The organism is Colwellia sp. 1_MG-2023, from assembly GCF_030546755.1.
Taxonomy (GTDB): domain Bacteria; phylum Pseudomonadota; class Gammaproteobacteria; order Enterobacterales; family Alteromonadaceae; genus Thalassotalea_H.
In genome coordinates, this window is the sequence record NZ_JAUOPE010000010.1 from 105,762 (window position 1) to 123,791 (window position 18,030).

At 35.9% G+C, this 18,030-nt stretch carries 20 protein-coding genes and 2 tRNA genes; 3 read left to right on the forward strand and 19 right to left on the reverse strand.

All coding sequences use genetic code 11. The features are described 5' to 3' along the window. Window positions 1-2 precede the first annotated feature (2 nt). From Q4493_RS12615 to Q4493_RS12645, 7 genes are all read right to left on the reverse strand, one after another. Complete coding sequence (locus Q4493_RS12615) at window positions 3-1,007, reverse strand: GTP-binding protein (RefSeq protein ID WP_303453172.1); 1,005 nt, start codon at window positions 1,005-1,007, stop codon at window positions 3-5. Between the two features lie 61 nt (window positions 1,008-1,068). After that, window positions 1,069-1,464: a MerC domain-containing protein gene (locus Q4493_RS12620; RefSeq protein ID WP_303453175.1), complete on the reverse strand. Its 396-nt coding sequence runs from the start codon at window positions 1,462-1,464 to the stop codon at window positions 1,069-1,071. Window positions 1,465-1,499: 35 nt separating this feature from the next. Further along, window positions 1,500-1,979 carry a Fur family transcriptional regulator gene (locus Q4493_RS12625; protein ID WP_303453176.1) on the reverse strand — a complete coding sequence of 160 codons (480 nt, stop codon included), beginning with the start codon at window positions 1,977-1,979 and terminating at the stop codon, window positions 1,500-1,502. 120 nt (window positions 1,980-2,099) lie between these two features. Further along, window positions 2,100-2,777 carry a DUF1826 domain-containing protein gene (locus Q4493_RS12630; RefSeq protein WP_303453179.1) on the reverse strand — a complete coding sequence of 226 codons (678 nt, stop codon included), beginning with the start codon at window positions 2,775-2,777 and terminating at the stop codon, window positions 2,100-2,102. 287 nt (window positions 2,778-3,064) lie between these two features. Beyond that, window positions 3,065-4,249, reverse strand: coding sequence for a serine hydrolase (locus Q4493_RS12635; protein WP_303453181.1), 1,185 nt, complete (start codon window positions 4,247-4,249; stop codon window positions 3,065-3,067). 396 nt (window positions 4,250-4,645) lie between these two features. Then, complete coding sequence (locus Q4493_RS12640) at window positions 4,646-5,902, reverse strand: Y-family DNA polymerase (protein ID WP_303453183.1); 1,257 nt, start codon at window positions 5,900-5,902, stop codon at window positions 4,646-4,648. Then, a complete protein-coding gene (locus Q4493_RS12645; RefSeq protein WP_303453185.1) occupies window positions 5,890-6,303 on the reverse strand; it encodes a LexA family transcriptional regulator in 414 nt (137 codons plus the stop codon). The genes Q4493_RS12640 and Q4493_RS12645 overlap by 13 nt, the downstream gene beginning before the upstream one ends. A gap of 428 nt (window positions 6,304-6,731) precedes the next feature. On the opposite strand from Q4493_RS12645, the gene Q4493_RS17750 reads away from it, so the two are divergent. Then, on the forward strand, window positions 6,732-6,908 hold the full coding sequence (locus Q4493_RS17750) for a tyrosine-type recombinase/integrase (protein WP_368506785.1): 177 nt from the start codon (window positions 6,732-6,734) through the stop codon (window positions 6,906-6,908). A gap of 2 nt (window positions 6,909-6,910) precedes the next feature. Here Q4493_RS17750 and Q4493_RS12650 read toward each other — a convergent pair whose 3' ends face one another. The 7 genes from Q4493_RS12650 to mutY form a co-directional block, all read right to left on the reverse strand. Then, complete coding sequence (locus Q4493_RS12650) at window positions 6,911-7,336, reverse strand: hypothetical protein (protein ID WP_303453187.1); 426 nt, start codon at window positions 7,334-7,336, stop codon at window positions 6,911-6,913. A 44-nt stretch (window positions 7,337-7,380) separates the two neighbouring features. Beyond that, window positions 7,381-8,376 (reverse strand): hypothetical protein, encoded by a 996-nt coding sequence (locus tag Q4493_RS12655; protein WP_303453189.1) that lies wholly within the window; start codon window positions 8,374-8,376, stop codon window positions 7,381-7,383. A 533-nt stretch (window positions 8,377-8,909) separates the two neighbouring features. After that, window positions 8,910-8,985 (reverse strand) — tRNA-Thr (locus Q4493_RS12660). A gap of 96 nt (window positions 8,986-9,081) precedes the next feature. Continuing rightward, window positions 9,082-9,157 (reverse strand) — tRNA-Phe (locus Q4493_RS12665). A 176-nt stretch (window positions 9,158-9,333) separates the two neighbouring features. Then, window positions 9,334-9,618, reverse strand: coding sequence for a TMEM165/GDT1 family protein (locus Q4493_RS12670; protein WP_303453191.1), 285 nt, complete (start codon window positions 9,616-9,618; stop codon window positions 9,334-9,336). Next, entirely contained in the window at window positions 9,618-9,890 is a 273-nt protein-coding gene (locus tag Q4493_RS12675; protein ID WP_303453193.1) for an oxidative damage protection protein, read from the reverse strand. Before Q4493_RS12675 ends, Q4493_RS12670 begins: the two co-directional genes overlap by 1 nt. 12 nt (window positions 9,891-9,902) lie before the next feature. Continuing rightward, a complete protein-coding gene (gene mutY / locus Q4493_RS12680) occupies window positions 9,903-10,988 on the reverse strand; it encodes an A/G-specific adenine glycosylase (RefSeq protein WP_303453196.1) in 1,086 nt (361 codons plus the stop codon). A gap of 140 nt (window positions 10,989-11,128) precedes the next feature. Between mutY and Q4493_RS12685 the strand changes: the two genes are divergently transcribed. Further along, window positions 11,129-11,467, forward strand: a complete 339-nt coding sequence (locus Q4493_RS12685) for a YggL family protein (RefSeq protein WP_303453198.1) — start codon at window positions 11,129-11,131, stop codon at window positions 11,465-11,467. A 443-nt stretch (window positions 11,468-11,910) separates the two neighbouring features. On the opposite strand, the gene Q4493_RS12690 is transcribed toward Q4493_RS12685, so the two are convergent. Then, window positions 11,911-12,588: a nucleoside-binding protein gene (locus tag Q4493_RS12690; RefSeq protein WP_303453200.1), complete on the reverse strand. Its 678-nt coding sequence runs from the start codon at window positions 12,586-12,588 to the stop codon at window positions 11,911-11,913. 15 nt (window positions 12,589-12,603) lie between these two features. Then, window positions 12,604-14,553 (reverse strand): methyl-accepting chemotaxis protein, encoded by a 1,950-nt coding sequence (locus Q4493_RS12695; protein WP_303453202.1) that lies wholly within the window; start codon window positions 14,551-14,553, stop codon window positions 12,604-12,606. A 204-nt stretch (window positions 14,554-14,757) separates the two neighbouring features. Here Q4493_RS12695 and trmB point away from each other — a divergent pair, with 204 nt between their 5' ends. Then, window positions 14,758-15,483, forward strand: coding sequence for a tRNA (guanosine(46)-N7)-methyltransferase TrmB (trmB, locus tag Q4493_RS12700; RefSeq protein WP_303453204.1), 726 nt, complete (start codon window positions 14,758-14,760; stop codon window positions 15,481-15,483). Between the two features lie 93 nt (window positions 15,484-15,576). Here the strand turns inward: trmB and Q4493_RS12705 are convergent, their stop codons facing one another. The 3 genes from Q4493_RS12705 to Q4493_RS12715 are packed head-to-tail and all read right to left on the reverse strand — an operon-like array spanning window position 15,577 to window position 17,919. Then, the gene (locus tag Q4493_RS12705; protein ID WP_303453206.1) at window positions 15,577-15,918 is read right to left on the reverse strand and encodes a hypothetical protein; all 342 of its coding nucleotides are present in this window, start codon (window positions 15,916-15,918) and stop codon (window positions 15,577-15,579) included. Window positions 15,919-15,975: 57 nt separating this feature from the next. Next, entirely contained in the window at window positions 15,976-16,467 is a 492-nt protein-coding gene (locus Q4493_RS12710) for a methylated-DNA--[protein]-cysteine S-methyltransferase (protein WP_303453208.1), read from the reverse strand. A 21-nt stretch (window positions 16,468-16,488) separates the two neighbouring features. After that, the gene (locus tag Q4493_RS12715; protein ID WP_303453210.1) at window positions 16,489-17,919 is read right to left on the reverse strand and encodes a DNA-3-methyladenine glycosylase 2 family protein; all 1,431 of its coding nucleotides are present in this window, start codon (window positions 17,917-17,919) and stop codon (window positions 16,489-16,491) included. Window positions 17,920-18,030 lie beyond the last annotated feature (111 nt).

Below are 18,030 nucleotides of genomic sequence, written 5' to 3' on the forward strand. Positions count from 1 at the left end.
TTTTACATCGTAATAGCGTTATTCAATTGCTGCAGCCAAGTTTCGTCAATATTATCGCAAATAATTTCTATTTTACTTTCAGTGCATTTATCTTGTTCTGTAAATGTCTCATTCGCGATTTCGTTTGCTATTTCATGTTGATCGTCGCAGCTATGGTTATAACTATAAATGCCCTCTTGGGTGAGAAAAATGGCCTTGACGCGAATAGCATCAAAAGTAGGTAAAAGCTGCATGAGCTTTGTTTGGTTAAACACTTTACTTGCTGGAAAACGCCAACCTATAGATTGAAATTCTGCCTTTTTATTCGTATCAGCATAAGTCTCAGTAGGAGTATCAGTCGTCGCTTTGTGTTGGCCGTTTACAGCTTGTCTTTGGAAATTTGTTTTACCTGCTAACCAGACTAATTTTACCTGTGAATGCTCAGTAAAATATAATTTATCGGCTTTAAAATCGTGGTCTTTCACGTAATGTATTAAAGCAGATTTATCTTGCTCGCTATATAAATCTGCTTTATTAGCAACAATGACATCTGCGATTTCAAGTTGTTGATTAAAAGTGATATTTTCAATGTAACGGCTGTCATCTAACTTTCTTGCATCTATGAGTGTCAGTGTTTTTTCGAGACGTAAAGATTCTTGATAATATTGATTTGAAAGCAGTTTTAATACCTCGAAGGCGTGACCTAAACCTGTCGGTTCAATTAATAAGCGATGAGGTTTAGCTTCTTTTAGTAGTTTATTTAAAGCCGTTTGCATTGGTAATAAAGAAGCGCAGCACATACAACCACCGGATACTTCTTTAATGAAAATATTGTTGGTATTTTTTAAATGACGGTTAATTAAACTACCATCAATACCTATTTCTCCAAACTCGTTAACCAGAATCGCCCAACGTTCATTTTCAGGTTTACATTGTAATAAATTCAAAATCGCAGATGTTTTTCCTGCTCCAAGAAAACCGGTAATGATATTGGTGGGTACGGATAAAATTTTATTATCTGAGGTCATTTGCTCACTTGCTTTGATTATTTTATTCTCACTTAAACCTTATAACCTAAATGTTTGCTGGTTAACATGCGCAATTGTTCGTTTTATTGCAAAGTTGATAATTTTTAATGTGGGCAAAAGCGATAATAATCGCACCTAATGTTGTTAACCCTTTTTCGCCCATTTCGCCTAAATGGCTTTCTCCAAAAACAAACGCTGAAACTAATGTAATAAGTCCTAAAGCTCCATAAACACCAATGGAAAATTTATTGTGATTTCTGCATCCCATTGTCAGGGCATAAATACTTACGGGTAGCACACAGACTACCATCATTAAATGAAATAACTCTTGATTCAATGCATTCGCAATTATGCTGGGTACTAATACCGTAATTAAAGGCAAAGCGAGACAATGTACGACACAAAGTAAAGATAAAGTCACCGCTGACTTATCCAAATAATTATTCAAAACTTTCATGTTAAAACCTTTTAATTTAAAAAATAGCGCTAATGTTAAGCGTTGTTATTTGTGGATAAGCATTTATTGCAAATACCATTTAATTCAATTTGAGGTGAAGTAAGTTGATAACCTGTTTGCTCAGCTTGGCTCGTTAAATCACTTAAATTACTGGTGTGGGAATCGTTAAGCTCATCAACACACAAGCATTGCTGGCAAATTAAAAAATGCGATAATTCATGATGTGCATCACAACTAATATGGGCGCATGCTACATATTTATTTGCTGTATTTAGCCTATGTACTAAATGTACTTCTTCGAGAAACTCTAGCGCTCGATATGCTGTCATTGGTAGCAATACATCATCGAAATTCGTTTCAAATAATTCTATTAATTCGTATGCCGAAATAGCTTTATTTGTTGTTAATAATAGAGTGAGTACTTGGCGACGTTTTTTAGTAAGTCGCATATCATGTTTTTTACAGATTTTTTCAGCTAACTGCAGACTAATACGCAGGTGATTATTTTGATGCACGAAAATGACCTTTATCTTCTTTGAAGAACATTAATTGCGTGAATAGCATAGGTTAGTGTTAAAAGTGTACATAGCACTAAGGTAGCGAGTAGAGAAGGCAGCGACATAATTTTCACTTTATTATTCAATAAAATCTAAGGTGAGCAACAAACGTCGTTCATTTTTTGAAATAGCTGGAGAGCGATGAACAGCACCGCCATTTTCATTGTTATACCAACCTTCTCCTTTTAGTAAGATAACGTCGCCTGTGGTCATCTTTTTAATATCTTGGTCACTTTCTATAATGCCAGATATTTCATCCGGTAAACCTAAACTGCCAGCGCCAAGCTTGCTTCGATCTACTTTATGATTAGTTAACCACTCAGTGGCAACGCCATATAACGTGGTTATTAAGCGACAAGGTACTTTGTCGACATGAAATTTTGGACACATAGCATTATCTAAAATAGCTAAGCGAACACCGACTCGTTTTAAATCAAATAGAGTACAAAACATATCAGTTAATAGCGCTATATGGCAGTACAGCGATGGTTTGTCTTGTAATACATCGGCGCAATCTTTTAGCGCTTGTTCTACATCATCAGGCGCTGCCGTAAATTTTATATTCAAGCGTTCTGTAGTTAACATTATCTGGTTAATGTCATTTAATATTTGATGGGATAGCTTGTTTTCCCATATGACAATATTGACATCGGCTTGATAAATGTCCGTCAAAATAGAAGCATTGCTGTCGACTGAAACTCTCTTAAAAGGTAATGATGAGATTTCACTATCAGTGGCTTGAGGGGAGAGTAACATTGTAGTCCTTTTCATAATTAACAGTAATGATTTATAAATTTAACTAAGAGGATTAATTAGTTAAGTTTTGTTATGTTATAACATAACGATACAGTAAGAGTAAATTATTAATTATTTTTTAGTTGTTTAAATAAAGGGGCTTACAAAGTGAAATACGTGAGACTTGATAAACGACTGAATCAATCAATAGGCCAGTTTGACGATTTACAAATGAAAAAAAAGCTTCAACTTAAGTTGAAGCTTCGTTTTGAAGTGTGCCTATTGCTGAATTGAACTTTTAAGCCTTCTTAGCTGCCTACTGAGCTTAATTGTTGATGTGTTTGAGACCAAAATCGACTTGATAATTGGTTAATGGCGTTAGATTCGGCATTAAATAATATTGCAAAACCAATACCTGAATTAGGCGAATAACCTATATCTGCTCTAAAACCTTCAACCCAACCGGAGTGATAGATGACCTCTGTGTCGGCTAATTGATATATCCGCCAACCATAACCATAATGGGCATCGGTGAGATAATCTCGCCAAAACCTTCTTCGTAAATCTCTTTTGGTTTTGATCCTTGGTGTGGTTAATTCTTTGATAAGTGTTGGAGATAATACTTGCGGGCTATTTCCTAAATTTGCAATTAACCATTGTGCTAGATCAGAAATACTCGAATTTACGCCCGCGGCAGGCGCAACATTATAAAAATCTGGCGCTACATTCACTTTACGCCAAAAATATTTCTTTAACTTATTACCTTGTTTATCTGTTCTGCCGGTTGGTGTCGCTTTTATGAGTACATGGGGTTTAGCCGTGTTTTTTTGTTGGGTGAATTCTTCTATACCTACAGAACTATCTTTCATATTTAATGGTTGAAAAATACGCTCGTCTAATAACGTTGAGTAGTTTTTATTTTGGCTTGCTTCAATAGCCGGCTGTAATAAACCATAAAGAATATTTTGATAACCATAACATCTCTCAGGCTGACAAATTGGGGCTATGCGATCAAAACGACTAATAATCTTATCCATATTCCAGTTTTCGTGAAGTAAGTTGTCATAGGCGTTTGGCATTAACCCGCTTGAATGACTTAATAAATGTTTAAGTTGAATTTTCTCTGCGGCACCGGCTGTTGCTAACGAAAAGTGTGGAACATATTTAGTGATAGGATCTGATAAATCAAGTACTTGCTCCTGGGCGAGCATAGTTGTGATTGTTGAAGCAAAGGTTTTTGATACTGAAGCTAAACGAAATATCGTATTTTTATCTACAGGCTGAGACTTTGCTTTGTCGGTATAACCAAATGTTTCTAAAGCAATAACTTTGTTATTTTTTACAATAACGTAGGCAGCACCCGGAATATTATAATTTATTAGTTGCTGAGCAAAGTAAGCAGAAAAGTCTTTATTAACATCTTCAAGTGTTTTAGCCGATAAAAACGAACTGAAAAAAATAAGGGAAAATATACAATAAACTCGAGAAAACACGACCATGCCTCTTATCAAAAGAAGGTGATTCTATCGAGTTAGTTGCTAGATAAAAAGAGAAACGTATATTTTTTAACAATCGTCTATATTTTTTTTCTAACTAGTTGTTCAAGCATGATGCATTTGGGACTCTTTTCAAAAGCTTGTAGTACTCCAAGATATTTGCTCATCGTTTTATTGTTAAGCCTGTTTGATAAGCGGTATAAAGAAAATTTCAACAAAAATTAGGATTTGATGCTTCCAACGACGAAATGGTGCCGACTGCCAGAATTGAACTGTAAACCTGCTTAGCTATTGATTTCAAGGTACCTACGCTTGATAGCGAAAGCCACTATCTATGCAATATACATGTGCTTTTGACTATTTTTCATTTTTAGTGAATGATTGTTAGAAAGTTTAACAGCTTATTTTAGGTATATGTTGCCAATTAGAAGTGTATTGTGGACTAAGAAAGTGACGCTTCATATTCCACTTTTCTGTTTGTCCTGCACTGGCAATGTTAATACTCCCTTGACCATAGCGGTGATTAATTTTATCTAAGCACTGCATTAGCTTTGGATTAGTATTATCAGGTGTAAATAAATCAGCTTGATAAAATTTATTACTGGTTAATTCAATAGCACCAACACCACAACGATAAAAACTCACTCCTGATTGATAAATGTTAGGTAATACAGTTGATACTGCACTGGCTAGTTGACTAGTGTTATCGGTTGGTATCGCAAAGGGGTAAACAATCGCTTGTTTGTAGTAGTAATCATCATGCGGTGAACTGGCAGCAAATACCATGAGTTTATGGGTTTTTGATGATTGCTTACGAAGCTTTCGCGCAACTATCGTAGCGTGGCTAGCAAGTGCTGCATGTAATGTGTGATAGTCAGTAATTCGTTGCCCAAAACTACGGGTAGAAAATATCTCTTTTTTAGGCTCTTTTACTTCATCCCATGAAAGACATGAAATACCGTTTAATTCACTTACTGTTCGTTCAGTTACAACACTAAATTGTTTTCTTATATCTTTTGGGTTTTGCTCTGCTAAATGCTGAGCCGTTGTTATACCTTGTAAACTAAGTTTTTTAGCAATACGCCCTCCAATACCCCATACATCACTAGTTTTCATTTGATTTAAAATGGGTTTAGTATCTTCAATGTTGTTAATAACAGCAACACCATCAAAACCCACAAGTTTTTTAGCGGCATGATTTGCCGCTTTTGCTAAGGTTGCTGTATGGCCAAAGCCAACACCAACAGGTAAGCGAGTTTCTTGCCAAATAGCTTGCTTTATTTGATGGCCGTATTGATGCCAATTATTAATGGCTCGATGAAAATTATCGAAATGCAAAAAGGCTTCATCAATTGAATAAATGTGGTGGTTATCACAATACCTAGCGATCACAGTCATCATTCGCTCAGACAAATCAGCATATAGCTCATAGTTTGATGATCGAATAACTACTTGGTGTTGATAGAGTAAGTCTTTGATTTGAAAAAAAGGTGTAAACTTAGGAATACCTAGTTGTTTGGCAATAGGGCAAACGGCACAAATACAACCATCGTTGTTTGTTAAAACAACAACAGGTTTATTGCGAATGCTTGGATCAAACACCTTTTCAGCTGACGCATAAAAGGAGGTTGCATCAACTAAGCAATACATGCCGTTAACTCAGGCGCTTTATGATGTAGTCGAATAGAACGAGTGACTATACCTTCAATTTGAAATTCATCTTGCTCTGAAATAGTGACTGGCTGATGATACTTAGATGCAGATATTAACCGTGCTTGTGCTTTATCAATGAGTTTACATACAAAACAACCATTGTAATTAGCCACGATAACATCACCATTTTTAGCTGATATTGCACGATCAACAATTAGTAAATCGCCATCAAAAATACCGACACCTTGCATGGATTCTCCCGATGCCTGCCCAATAAAGGTAGCATTTGGGTGTCTTATCAATAACTGATCAAGTGATAAACCTAACTCCTTGTATTCTGCTGCAGGTGATTCAAATCCTGAAATGCCTGCCTCTATGTATATAGGAATAACTTTCATACAAACCAAACCAAAAACTATACTGTTAATATATACAGTATAGTTTTTTAATTGTCATTAATAAAGGATTTATAAATGAGTTGGCTTATTTTGCCTTTCAACATTTCTGCTAAGGTTTGTTTCTTCCTTTAGGAATGAATGGTACCGACTGCCGGAGGTGAGCTGCCAAACCTGCTTCGTTACTGATTACAAGCCCGCTACTTGGCGTGTATAAAGTCACTGTTTATGCGGATTAACTACATGAATAATAACTTAAATTACAATAATAGCCGATATATTAACTCGTTAAAATTAAGACCAAACTCTCTTTATTTCAGAGAATTCGTTCTCAAATAGACAGTTGGCTTCCAGTTAACAATGACTTCAGGTACTACTTTATTATTATGTTTCATAAATGAATACATTATCGAGCAATTAAAAGTGCTGGTATTGAAGATTTTCGTCATACTTGTGCTAGCCGATTAGTGCAAAATGGTATGACGGTTCAGGAAACTGCTCACATTTTAGGACATACTAATATTGCTACAACTATGCGGTATGCACACCTTGAGCAAAATAAAGTTGCTGAGAAAATGAAAGCATTGATAGATCGGTTTAATGAATAACATTAAAAAGGGTTTTGTTTTTGCTTTTCAATTACCTCTTTATGCTTGCTTCTTGCTGTTTTGTCTGCGTAATCTAAAGCATCTTGCCAATTAGCGTGTACTTCATATATCGCTTTGCCTAAGTAGCACCATGATATAATAGCAGCTAGTAAGCATATTATGCTGGCCCACCAAGATTCAAAAAATCCAAAAGATATTTGTGATATTGCGCTTATAAATGACCAACTTATTGCTTTCATCAATAAGTTAGAAAAGTTACTCAGGTTATCGTAAAAACCTATATTCTCGTTTGCTGCGATTTTTTGACATACTTTATTTTGGTATATCTCGTGATCATAAACATCTTCCTTTAAGGTTCGGATAATCACAGACTTCATTGAGAAAAGAAAACTACCGATAGTAAAACCTGTTGCAAATAAAGCAGGCATAAACTTCTGGTGGTACTCGACTAGATTACATAGAAATTCGTCCATTATTCTACAGTTTCTTTTTTATTGATTGTTTGGGCGCTTTCTAAACGCCATGCTTCATCTGCTGGCAAGTCGCCAAATATCGCTGTCTTGTTGGTAAGTATATATAAAAGTTTTTCTATTGCTTCACAACTGGAATAATCAGACCATTTATGTTCTGGCAGTAAATCAACAAACGAATCGAACTTTAGACGACCAAAGTCTTGTATATTCTCTCCGACTACTAGCCATTTATCTTCGCTAGTGCCTTCCAATTTACCACGAAGTTTGACTATGTCATCATCAGATTTATTTGCAATTAACCCTTTAATATAAGCAACAATCTTTGATTCATTAGAAACAACGTTTTCAAATGTTTGATTTATTTTACCACGTTTAATAAATTGAGCATCTGGCCTGTATCTTCCTGCATCGTTAAATGCATTCACAGAGTTTATCTCTAATGCATTGATAGTGTCATAATGCTTAATTAGATCATCTATATCGGCGGGATTAGTAAGCAACTCTAAGTTGAACAATCCTGAACAATCATCAGTAGCTCGTTTATGAGCTGCAGCTTTATCCTTTTTACCATGTTGTGAATATTCATCGATTAAAGATTTAATATTATATGTTTTTAACTTGTCGTGCGGCTTCTTCCATATGGTTTTGAGTATGCTCGAAGATAAACTGCCAATATAAGAATAATAAACCCCGCGACAGGTTTCTGGGTTTATTGCAAAAAGGCTCACTTCTGTACTTTCTTTACCTTTGCCTAGCTCAGTCTTGTCAATTATAAATTCTTCACCTTCTTTACTGGTGGCTATAGATTTTTTATCTTCTTTAAACCTAAGAACTAGGCCAATAATATAACCTTCCTTTAAATCAGTATAATAAAGGTAACTAGTTGAACCTTGCCTCAGCTTTTTTCCTGAAGAAGACTCTAGAAGTTGGTATAATTCGGGTATGTTGATGCGTCTTGCAAAAGACATCTGAAATCCGACAACATTAACGTTCATATGAAAAACCTATCCATTGGTATTATTTTTATTGACTAATAATGCAATTTACAGCATTAACAAGCAAGTGTAATGATTGAGAACAAATATGTGTGAGCTATTAACCAACTGATTTTTCTGGTTAAATTACCCAGTTCGGAATTTTACACCAGTAGATAATTTATCCTAATCATCACAACATCACTAAAATTGCTAGGTAGGGAATACCCAATGTGCCTTAATGGTGTTTGTTCAAAATAGGTTGGATGTTGTGCCTATTAATAACACGAAGTAAATAACAAGCTAACACATACGCCACGAATAGTGCAGGGTAGATAGAATATTGGTGTAAATGAAAATTGATTGAGAATTTAACCAAGTACTCTATTAGAAACGGATACAAAAAAGCCCAGCTAATGCTGGGCTTATCTGATAAATGGTGCCGACTGCCGGAGTCGAACTGCCAAACCTGCTTAGCTACTGATTCATCAGTAGGCCAGTTTCATAAGCTTTAGATACAAAAAAGCCCTAACCGAAGTTAGGGCTTGAATGAATGGTGCCGACTGCCGGAGTCGAACTGGCGACCTACTGATTACAAGTCAGTTGCTCTACCAACTGAGCTAAGTCGGCACACAAAGCTTTGTGTGCGATAAACTATTCTTCTGAATGATTTACCTTGGCACCGAACGAATGTTTGTTGAATAACAGAACACTCACTCTAAATGATGGTGCCTCGACCCGGAATCGAACCAGGGACACGAGGATTTTCAATCCTCTGCTCTACCGACTGAGCTATCGAGGCACATTGATAATACTAAATACTATCTTTGTACATGTCTTTTTGGCTTTGCCTTGAAGACGGGCGCTATTAGACTGTTTTTCTTTTTCCCCGTCAACCCTTTTTTTATAAAATATGCTTGTTTGGCGTTTTTTTCTACTGTTTGTTGCTTTATGAATCGAATTAAAGGTCGAACCTTATTAAGCCGTATATAAAGTGTACAAGCCTATGACGATAAATCCTGCGCCTGCAATATAGGATAATACTTTTTCGTTAATATATTCAGATAGAAAAGTACCAACTAATACGCCCATAGCACTGGCAAGTACTAAAGCGGCGGAAGCAGCAAAAAAAACTGTCCATTTACTAACGGCTTTATCAGCCGCAAATAACATAGTAGCTAGTTGGGTTTTATCGCCAAGTTCAGCAATAAATACTGAGACGAATATGGTTAAAAATATTCGCCAATCAATTGAAAATTCCATTATTTTGATTCTGGTACGTAGCCTTCAATGTTCGGCTCTATGTTATTAAATAAATAATCGACCATACTTTTTTCTAAAACAGCGCGATCATCTGGGTTCATCATATTCATTTTATGTTCGTTAATTAACATGGTTTGTTTTTTTTGCCAGTCGGTCCAAGCCTCTTGACAAATATTGTCATAAATTCGTTTGCCTACCTCGCCAGGAAAAAGTTGAAATCTTAAACCTTCGGCTTCTTTCTGTAATTTTTGGCAAAATACTGTGTGACTCATTTTCTGTTCCATTTAATAAATAGGTTGTTGCTGAACTTGTTCAATTAATTTACTGGTAGAAGCGGCTAAACCCACCGATGCTTCAGTGGTTAAATCATACCACTTTTGTTGCTTAACATCGTGTATTTCTTTCGATAATGATTGTTGGCAATCGACAAGTACAGGGGTAATGTCTAAATGAAAGTGACTAAAGGTATGCCTAAAGCTTTCTAATAGTGTTGTTTTGCTAACGATTAAGTGTTTTTTCGCGAGTAATGGCGCTATCTGGCTGTGATCTTCCACTTCAAAAAAGCACCATAGTCCTCCCCAAATACCAGCTGGTGGGCGTTTTTCCATCAGAACTTTATTATCAAGCCTAGCAATAATCATAATGGTTGATTTCACTGGCGTGGTTTTTTTAGGTTTTTTCTGTGGGTAAAGCGCTTGTACATTTCCGGCATTGGCAAAACAATTTTTTTGAATTGGGCATTGTTCACATAAAGGTTTAGTTCGCGTACAAACAGTTGCGCCTATGTCCATCATGGCTTGATTGTATTTTTCTACACCTTTTACGGGCGTTAATTGTTCTGCAATAGGCCACAAGGCTTTTTCAAATTTACTTTGGCCGTTATAACCATCAACCGTGTAATAACGAGCTAATACGCGTTTAACATTTCCGTCTAATATTGGGTGATGTTTTTTCAATGCCAAACTTAAAATTGCGCCAGCAGTTGAACGACCAATGCCAGCTAAGGCGATAACATCATCAATGTTTTCTGGAAACTCACCTTGGTATTCGTCACGTATAATTTTTGCTGTTTTATGTAAGTTTCTGGCGCGTGCGTAATAACCTAAACCTGTCCAATGATGCAGCACAGTGTCTTCATCTGCATTGGCCAAATCAATGATGGTAGGAAAACTAGCCATAAATCGTTGGTAATAGGGAATAACGGTTGTTACTTGGGTTTGCTGTAACATTATTTCAGAAATCCAAACCCGATAAGGCGTTTTATTTTGCTGCCATGGAAAGTGTTTTCTTCCTTGTTTGTTGTACCAAGAAAGGATTTGTTGGCTGAATTTTTCTGCTGATGCAGCAGATATTTGAGTGATTTGTGTCATAGTCGCGACAGTCTAGCGAAAAGCATTTATTGAAACAATCATTATCAATAAACGATATTTTACGAAAGTATTGGCAAAATAACCGTTTTATCACTATATTCTCGGCCAGTTAACGAATCCCTTTATTGATGAGAGAAATTATGAAATTTGAAGCAAAAAATAGAAGCCAACGTTTAAGAAAGAAACTCCGCGTAGATGAATTTCAAGAATTAGGTTTTGATGTTGCTTGGAAATTTGCGGACGATACAGATTCAGAGGCGATTGATACTTTTTTGAATCGTTTTTTTGATGAAGTGATTGATCCTAACGAATTAGGCTTTGGTGGTGAAGGTGACTTAATTTGGCATGGTTTGATCTGCACACAACAAATCGGTAAGTGTACTCAAGAGCATAGAGACATTGTTGAAAAGTGGTTAAAAGATAATGGTGCAACCACAGTGACAGTTAGTGAGTTATATGATGTGTGGTGGGCTGAATAATTTAAGCGTTATCAACGCGATTTATACTGCATTGTCTACGTTATTTTTTTCATCACATATAAAACATATGCTCAGAATTAAAATAACGTGACGGCTTTGTCTAAATCACCTCGATTTAGCTTAAAATAAATTACTTTGCTGCGTTAAGTGAATTTGAAATATGAATAACTATTACATGCATTCACTTGCCTTGTCTAAAACGCTTTAAACTCTATCAGCTGAGGAGGGTGTTAATACAGAGAATATATTTCTCAGAATTAAAATAACGTGACGGCTTTGTCTAAATCACCTTGATTTAGCTTAAAGTAAATTACTTTGCTTCGTTAAGTGAATGTGAAATATGAATAACTATTACCTGCATTCATTTGCCTTGTCTAAAACGCTTTAAATTTTCTTTGCTGAACGGTTATATATCATCAGATATATAACCTATTTATTGTTAATTAAAAGTGATATTTCAGCAGTAAATTCATGTTTTTCTCATCAATATTATTAACACCATATTTGTTGTGCCAATAAACATATTCAACCCCGACATAAAGCTTGTTTTTTATGCTCAGTAAATCAGCAATGTTATATTTTAATTGCGAAGTAAAGTTGTAACTGGTGCTGTTGTCATCGTTCGATGGTACATAATCAAGAAAGCCATCATAAGTTAATCCTGCAATCGGCACCTTCCACGTTAGGGTGACTTGTTGGCCATTGTCGCCAGAATCGTTATTTCTATGGTATAGGTTCAAGTTGAAATAAGTAAAATGTGGTAACTTTAAGCTAGTGCCCAGCCCCATTAAGTAATGGGTAAAACCGTCACCAATTTCAGCTGTGGTGGCAAAGTATATGTTTTTAAAAAAGTCATTTTGATATTGCGAAAGCTGAAATCGAGGTGAGATTTCAGCATAGGTTTCTTTGTTACCATTTGCAGACTGCAAGCGATCAACAAAGAGAAAACTATCTCCCCAGCTATATCCTCCTGCATGTTCAAAGGTGAACACGGTACGATTATTGTCGCCTAATTGATAATTATTGCCTTTGAGTAAGGTCGCACTAAAATCAGTCCACAGTGTTTCAGCAGAACTGGTCAGTGAGGTAAGCAATAATAGAGCGGTAGATAAATATTTCATAAGTATTTGTCCTTCCTATTCAGTTTTAAACTGTGAGACAAGGTTTTCTAATTGCTGTTTTTGTTGATTAAGTTCATTCATAATCGCAGCAGTATTATCTGATAAAGTTGATATTTCAACTGCCATATCAGCAATTTTAGTGACATTTTGATTTAATTCATTAATAACACTAGATTGCTCTTGCGTTGCTGTGGCTACTTGAACGTTCATTGTCGTAATTTCATTGATTTCACCAACCACTTCACTTAACACGTCTTTAGCTTCATTTGTTTTATGTAAGCCTTCACTGGCTAATTTTGTATTTTCTTCCATGGCTGTAACCGTTTCTTTAGCTTGTGATTGTAGGCGCTTGATCACATCATTAATTTCTTGAGTCGAGCTTTGTGTTCTTCCGGCTAATGTTCTCACTTCATCGGCGACAACTGCAAAGCCTCTACCTTGTTCACCGGCTCTTGCGGCTTCAATTGCTGCATTAAGTGCCAGTAAATTTGTTTGTTCTGAAATACTACTAATGGTATCTAAAACCGAACTGATCATTTGTGTTTGCTCGGCCAAGCTAACAATTTTTTCTTGGGTAATGCGGTTACTTTCTTGGAGTTGTTGCATCACATTACTTGAATCATCAACTCGTTGATTCGATGTGTTAATTTGTTCTTCTGATTTTTCTGTTTTCGTAGCAGTACTCGTGGCAAGCTCACTAACTTCTTGAATACTATGGCTCATTTCATTGGTTGCCGTAGCTACAGAGTCTGATTCTATTTGTTGGTCAGCCACTAAAGAATTTACTTTAGCTGCCATTGCGCTGAGTTGATCAAATGATGCAGACATTACTTTTTCATTCTGCTTTATCTCCACCATGATTTCTTTTACTTTGCCGATAATCGCGTTAAAACCTTTTGCTAATAAGGCTAATTCGTCGTTACCTTTTTCATTTAAAGTATGAGTTAAATCACCACCTTTGCCTGCCATGGCAAGTAAGCGTTCGCCAATATTTAAAATAGGTTTGGTAATACGATTAGCAAGAATTACCATTAAAAATATAAATACCGCTACTATTACGGCATTGAGTAAAGCCGTTTGTGTTAATGCAGAATGAATTTTTGATAAGGGTTCTGCCTTTGGCAGCATGGCAATGATTTTCCAGTTCAACTCAGGTAAACCAACACTTGCGACATAAAAATCTTCATCGTTATAATTTACATCGTCATATACATAGCCTGCATTTGAACTGAGTAATTTGCTTGAGGAATTAGAGAAGCCATTTAGTTGAGATAATGTTTGACTATTTAATGATGAAAGTTGTGGATGAATAAGAATATTTCCTTGGTTATCTGTGACAAAAACATAGCCTTTTTCACCAACCTTGTTACTTAGAATGCTTTTACTTATTTCATCAACTGGATATCCAAAACCAGCGATACCAAGATCTCTACCTTGATAACGAATACGATAATTAACAAATGCGGTTAGTTTAGTGGTGCCTTTTTCGATATCGAAGGATATTTCATAAGGTTTATCGCTTTTTAAAAATTGATAAAACCAAGCATCGCCTTGAGGAGATACTTGCCGAGATATGCCTGTTTGAGTGTAATAATTGTTAGTGATATTTGAAACCCAGTAAACGGTAAAGGCACCGTTTTCTTTCCGTAAATTTTCTAAATAATCAATAAGTTGATTCTGACCACTGTCAGATTCACCAGCTAGTACCCAATCTAAAAGGAATTTGTTTTGTGCTATCCCTTTAGAGAGTTCTATTGGAGTGCTAAGTTGTTCTCTGATCCGAGATTCAACTTTTGCCAATTGGTTTGGCAGTAAATCTTGTTCGATATTATTTTGAAAGACATTGCTAAAAATAAAGTTATTTAGCGCTAAACTAAAGATAGATAAGGTGATCAACGAGGTGGTAATTACAGCTATCAGCGTTTGCCGAATTGAACGGTTAGTTAACCAATTACTCATATTCATAAAAATAGGCTTCCAGAAGCTAGGTTATTATTTTTTAGTATGCTAAGTCGTGGTAAATATAGATAAATATTAATTATATTTATCTACAGTATTGCCTATGCTGAATAAATTGCCTAATTACTTAAATAAAATTCGTGGTGCTAATTGAGTTTAAGCTGTTAACGTTAGATAATATGTGCCCTTAATTTCCAGTAGAAAATGATTATGACCGAAAGAACCCATAAAACTGTCGAACAAGCCGAACAAGAAGGCAAATATATTCGAAAAGTACGTAGTTTTGTTAAACGTGAAGGGCGTTTAACTAATGCGCAAGCGCGTGCGTTAGAGCTGCATTGGCAGACCATGGGATTAGATCATCATAAAAATGTAATTGATCCAAGTGCTGTATTTAACAATGACAATCCTGTAGTACTTGAAATTGGTTTTGGTATGGGAAAATCTTTAGTAGAAATGGCAAAAAATGCGCCAGAGTTAAACTTTATCGGGATTGAAGTACATAAGCCAGGTGTTGGTGCTTGTATTGCTTTAGCTCAGGAAGAAGGTATTAAAAACCTGAGAGTATATGAACATGATGCTATTGAAATATTAGCAGATTGTATTCCAGACGCTTCGATCACTACCGTACAATTATTTTTCCCTGATCCTTGGCACAAAAAGAAACACCACAAACGCCGTATTGTTTCTCCTGAATTTGTTGAAACTATTCGCCAAAAACTAAAAATTGGCGGTGTATTTCATATGGCAACAGACTGGGAAAATTACGCAGAATGTATGCTTGAAGATATGCAAGCTTCTGCAGGTTATAAAAATTTATCTGAAAACAATGACTTTGTGCCTCGTCCTGACTCTCGACCTTTAACTAAATTTGAAAATCGAGGCCAGCGCTTGGGGCATGGCGTTTGGGATCTACAATTTCAGCGAGTTGATTAATTTTCTAGGTAAACGTTTAGCATTAATACATGCTTAAAATGGGAAATAATAGCGATTTTAAAAGGTGAGCTTCATTGATGATGCTCACCTTTTTTAATGCATGAATTGTCGTTCAACATAGAATAAATGCTGGCTGTTACGCGTATTTCCCGTTTCGACTAACCATTGTTGCGTGATAATTTCTTTTGCTAGAGCAAATTGTAAAATTCTGACTTTATAACGGCACCAATAATCAATACTTGCCTGAATATGGCAATCAGTATTCGGAAACACTTCGCTTCTATTTTCAACTAATTCGTTTGTTAGGTATTCAACGATTTGAGGTTTTAACTCTGACTCTATTAATTGTTTAAATTGGGTAAATTGTTTTGCGCGATATAATTGCCATACCATCCAGAGCAATAACCCAACAGCTAAAATCACCAGAATTTCCAAAATAACCCCTTAATTAAATTTTTCGCTGATGTTAAAAGAATTTAACCATAAAGGATATTAAATTTTAAATTGCGCTTTTTCGTGCATTAGTAATTTTGCTTTTAATGCTAAGCCACCTGCGTAACCGGTAAGTTTGCCATTACTGCCTATTACTCTATGACAAGGGATTATTAGTGCGATTGGGTTAGCGCCATTTGCTGTTCCTACGGCTCTAACCGCTTTTTTATTATTGATTTTGTCAGCAAGCCAAGCATAGCTTTTAGTTTCGCCTTGTTTAATGGTGGTTAATGCCTGCCAAACTTTTTGTTGAAAAGGAGTGCCTTGTGGCGCTAGCGCAAGATCGAAAGTGGTTCTTTCACCCGCAAAATATTCGGTGAGTTGTTGATGTACTTGGCTAAAGAATGATTCATTTTTAGAACAATTCTCTGGTATTGCTAACGCTGCGGCACCTGATTGAAATGCCAGTGCTGTTAAACCATTGTTGTTCGCCGTTAATGCAATGTCGCCATATGGCGAATCGTAAATACTGTAATACGTATCAGTAGACATAAGTTTCCTTATCGAATCATCTTAATGGGCGAGTGAATGCCACAAATAAATGCAGGCATAAGCTCGCCAAGGTCGCCAGTTTTCAGCGAGTTGTAAAATTTCTTTATTCGTCGGTTTTTGCTCATCGACAGTGAGTGCTTTAATTATCCCAAGATCTGCACTTGGAAACGCGTCTGGATCACTTAAACCTCGCATCGCAAGGTAATTTACCGTCCAAGGGCCAATGCCTTTAATTTCGCATAACTGTTTTTCTAATTGTTCTAGTGATGAGTAGTTTTCAATACTGTCTTGATGCACTTTAAAAAATTCAACCCAACGCTGTAATGTTGCTATGCGTGTGTTTGTTAAACCTACACCTTCATAATCAACGCCCAGTAATGCTTCAACAGCAGGGAAAACTAAAGCGGTTTCTTTTGGTAACTCAGGTAATTGTTGACCATATTTTTCAGTAATACGTTTCGCAAGGGTCGTTGCTCCTTTTACTGAGATTTGTTGCCCTAAAATCGCCCGAATGGAAAACTCAAAAATATCCCAACAGCCGGGTAACCTTAGTCCTCGATATTGTATTATGGTTTTTTCAAGTATTGGGTGTTGCGAAAGTTGTCGGTGGATTAAATCCATATCGGCGTCTAAATCAAACATGCGTCTGATACGGTTGATAACATTATTTAAGTAACTGTAGTCAGATAACATTATTTTCATCGTTAATGCTGGTTTTTTAGGGTGGTGAGTAATTACTAACCATCCAGTGCAATTATCAATTGAAATGCTACGTTGATAGCTATTATCTGTTACTTGCTCTAAGCCTGTTATTTGTCTATTTTGGAAAAAAGATAGCATTAATGGCCAATCAAATGGAGGCCTATAGGGTAAGCTGATTGTTAAGCATTCATTGCTTTTTAGCATGCTTTTACTGTTTCGTAATAACTTAGGCGAACACTGATATGTTTTTTTTATTGCTTCATTAAAACGCCTTACGCTATTAAAGCCACTTGCAAAACAGATATCGCTAAAGCTCAATTGAGTCGTAGAAATTAATTTTCGTGCTAATAATAATCTTTGTTGTTGGAAGTATTCGCTCGGTGAAAGGCCATAATATTGTTGAAATAATCGTTGTAGTTGCCTTGTACTAATAGCGAACTTTGCTGAAATAGTCGTTAAATTATCAGATTTATAATCAAAACTTTGAATAATTCTTTTTAGTTTAATCGGTAAACTTTTCACCGCAGCTTGTTCAGGAAAACATCGTTTACAAGGAATAAAACCGGCATATTGAGCTTGTTCAGCACTTAAATAGTATTGTACATTCTCTGGTTTTGGTGGCCGAGCAGGGCAAATTGGTCGACAAAAAATACCTGTGGTGATCACACCGGTAAAAAACTTACCATCAAATCTGGCATCTCTACTGAGTCTTGCGGTTTCGCAAGTCTGAACATCAAGTGGTTCTTTCATGGAAGTTCTTATTGAAGGAGTAATGTGATTAATCTAAATTCAATTTAACTTATTTACTGGCGAAAATCAGACATTAATAACAAAATTTATAATGAAAATTTTAAAAATCAT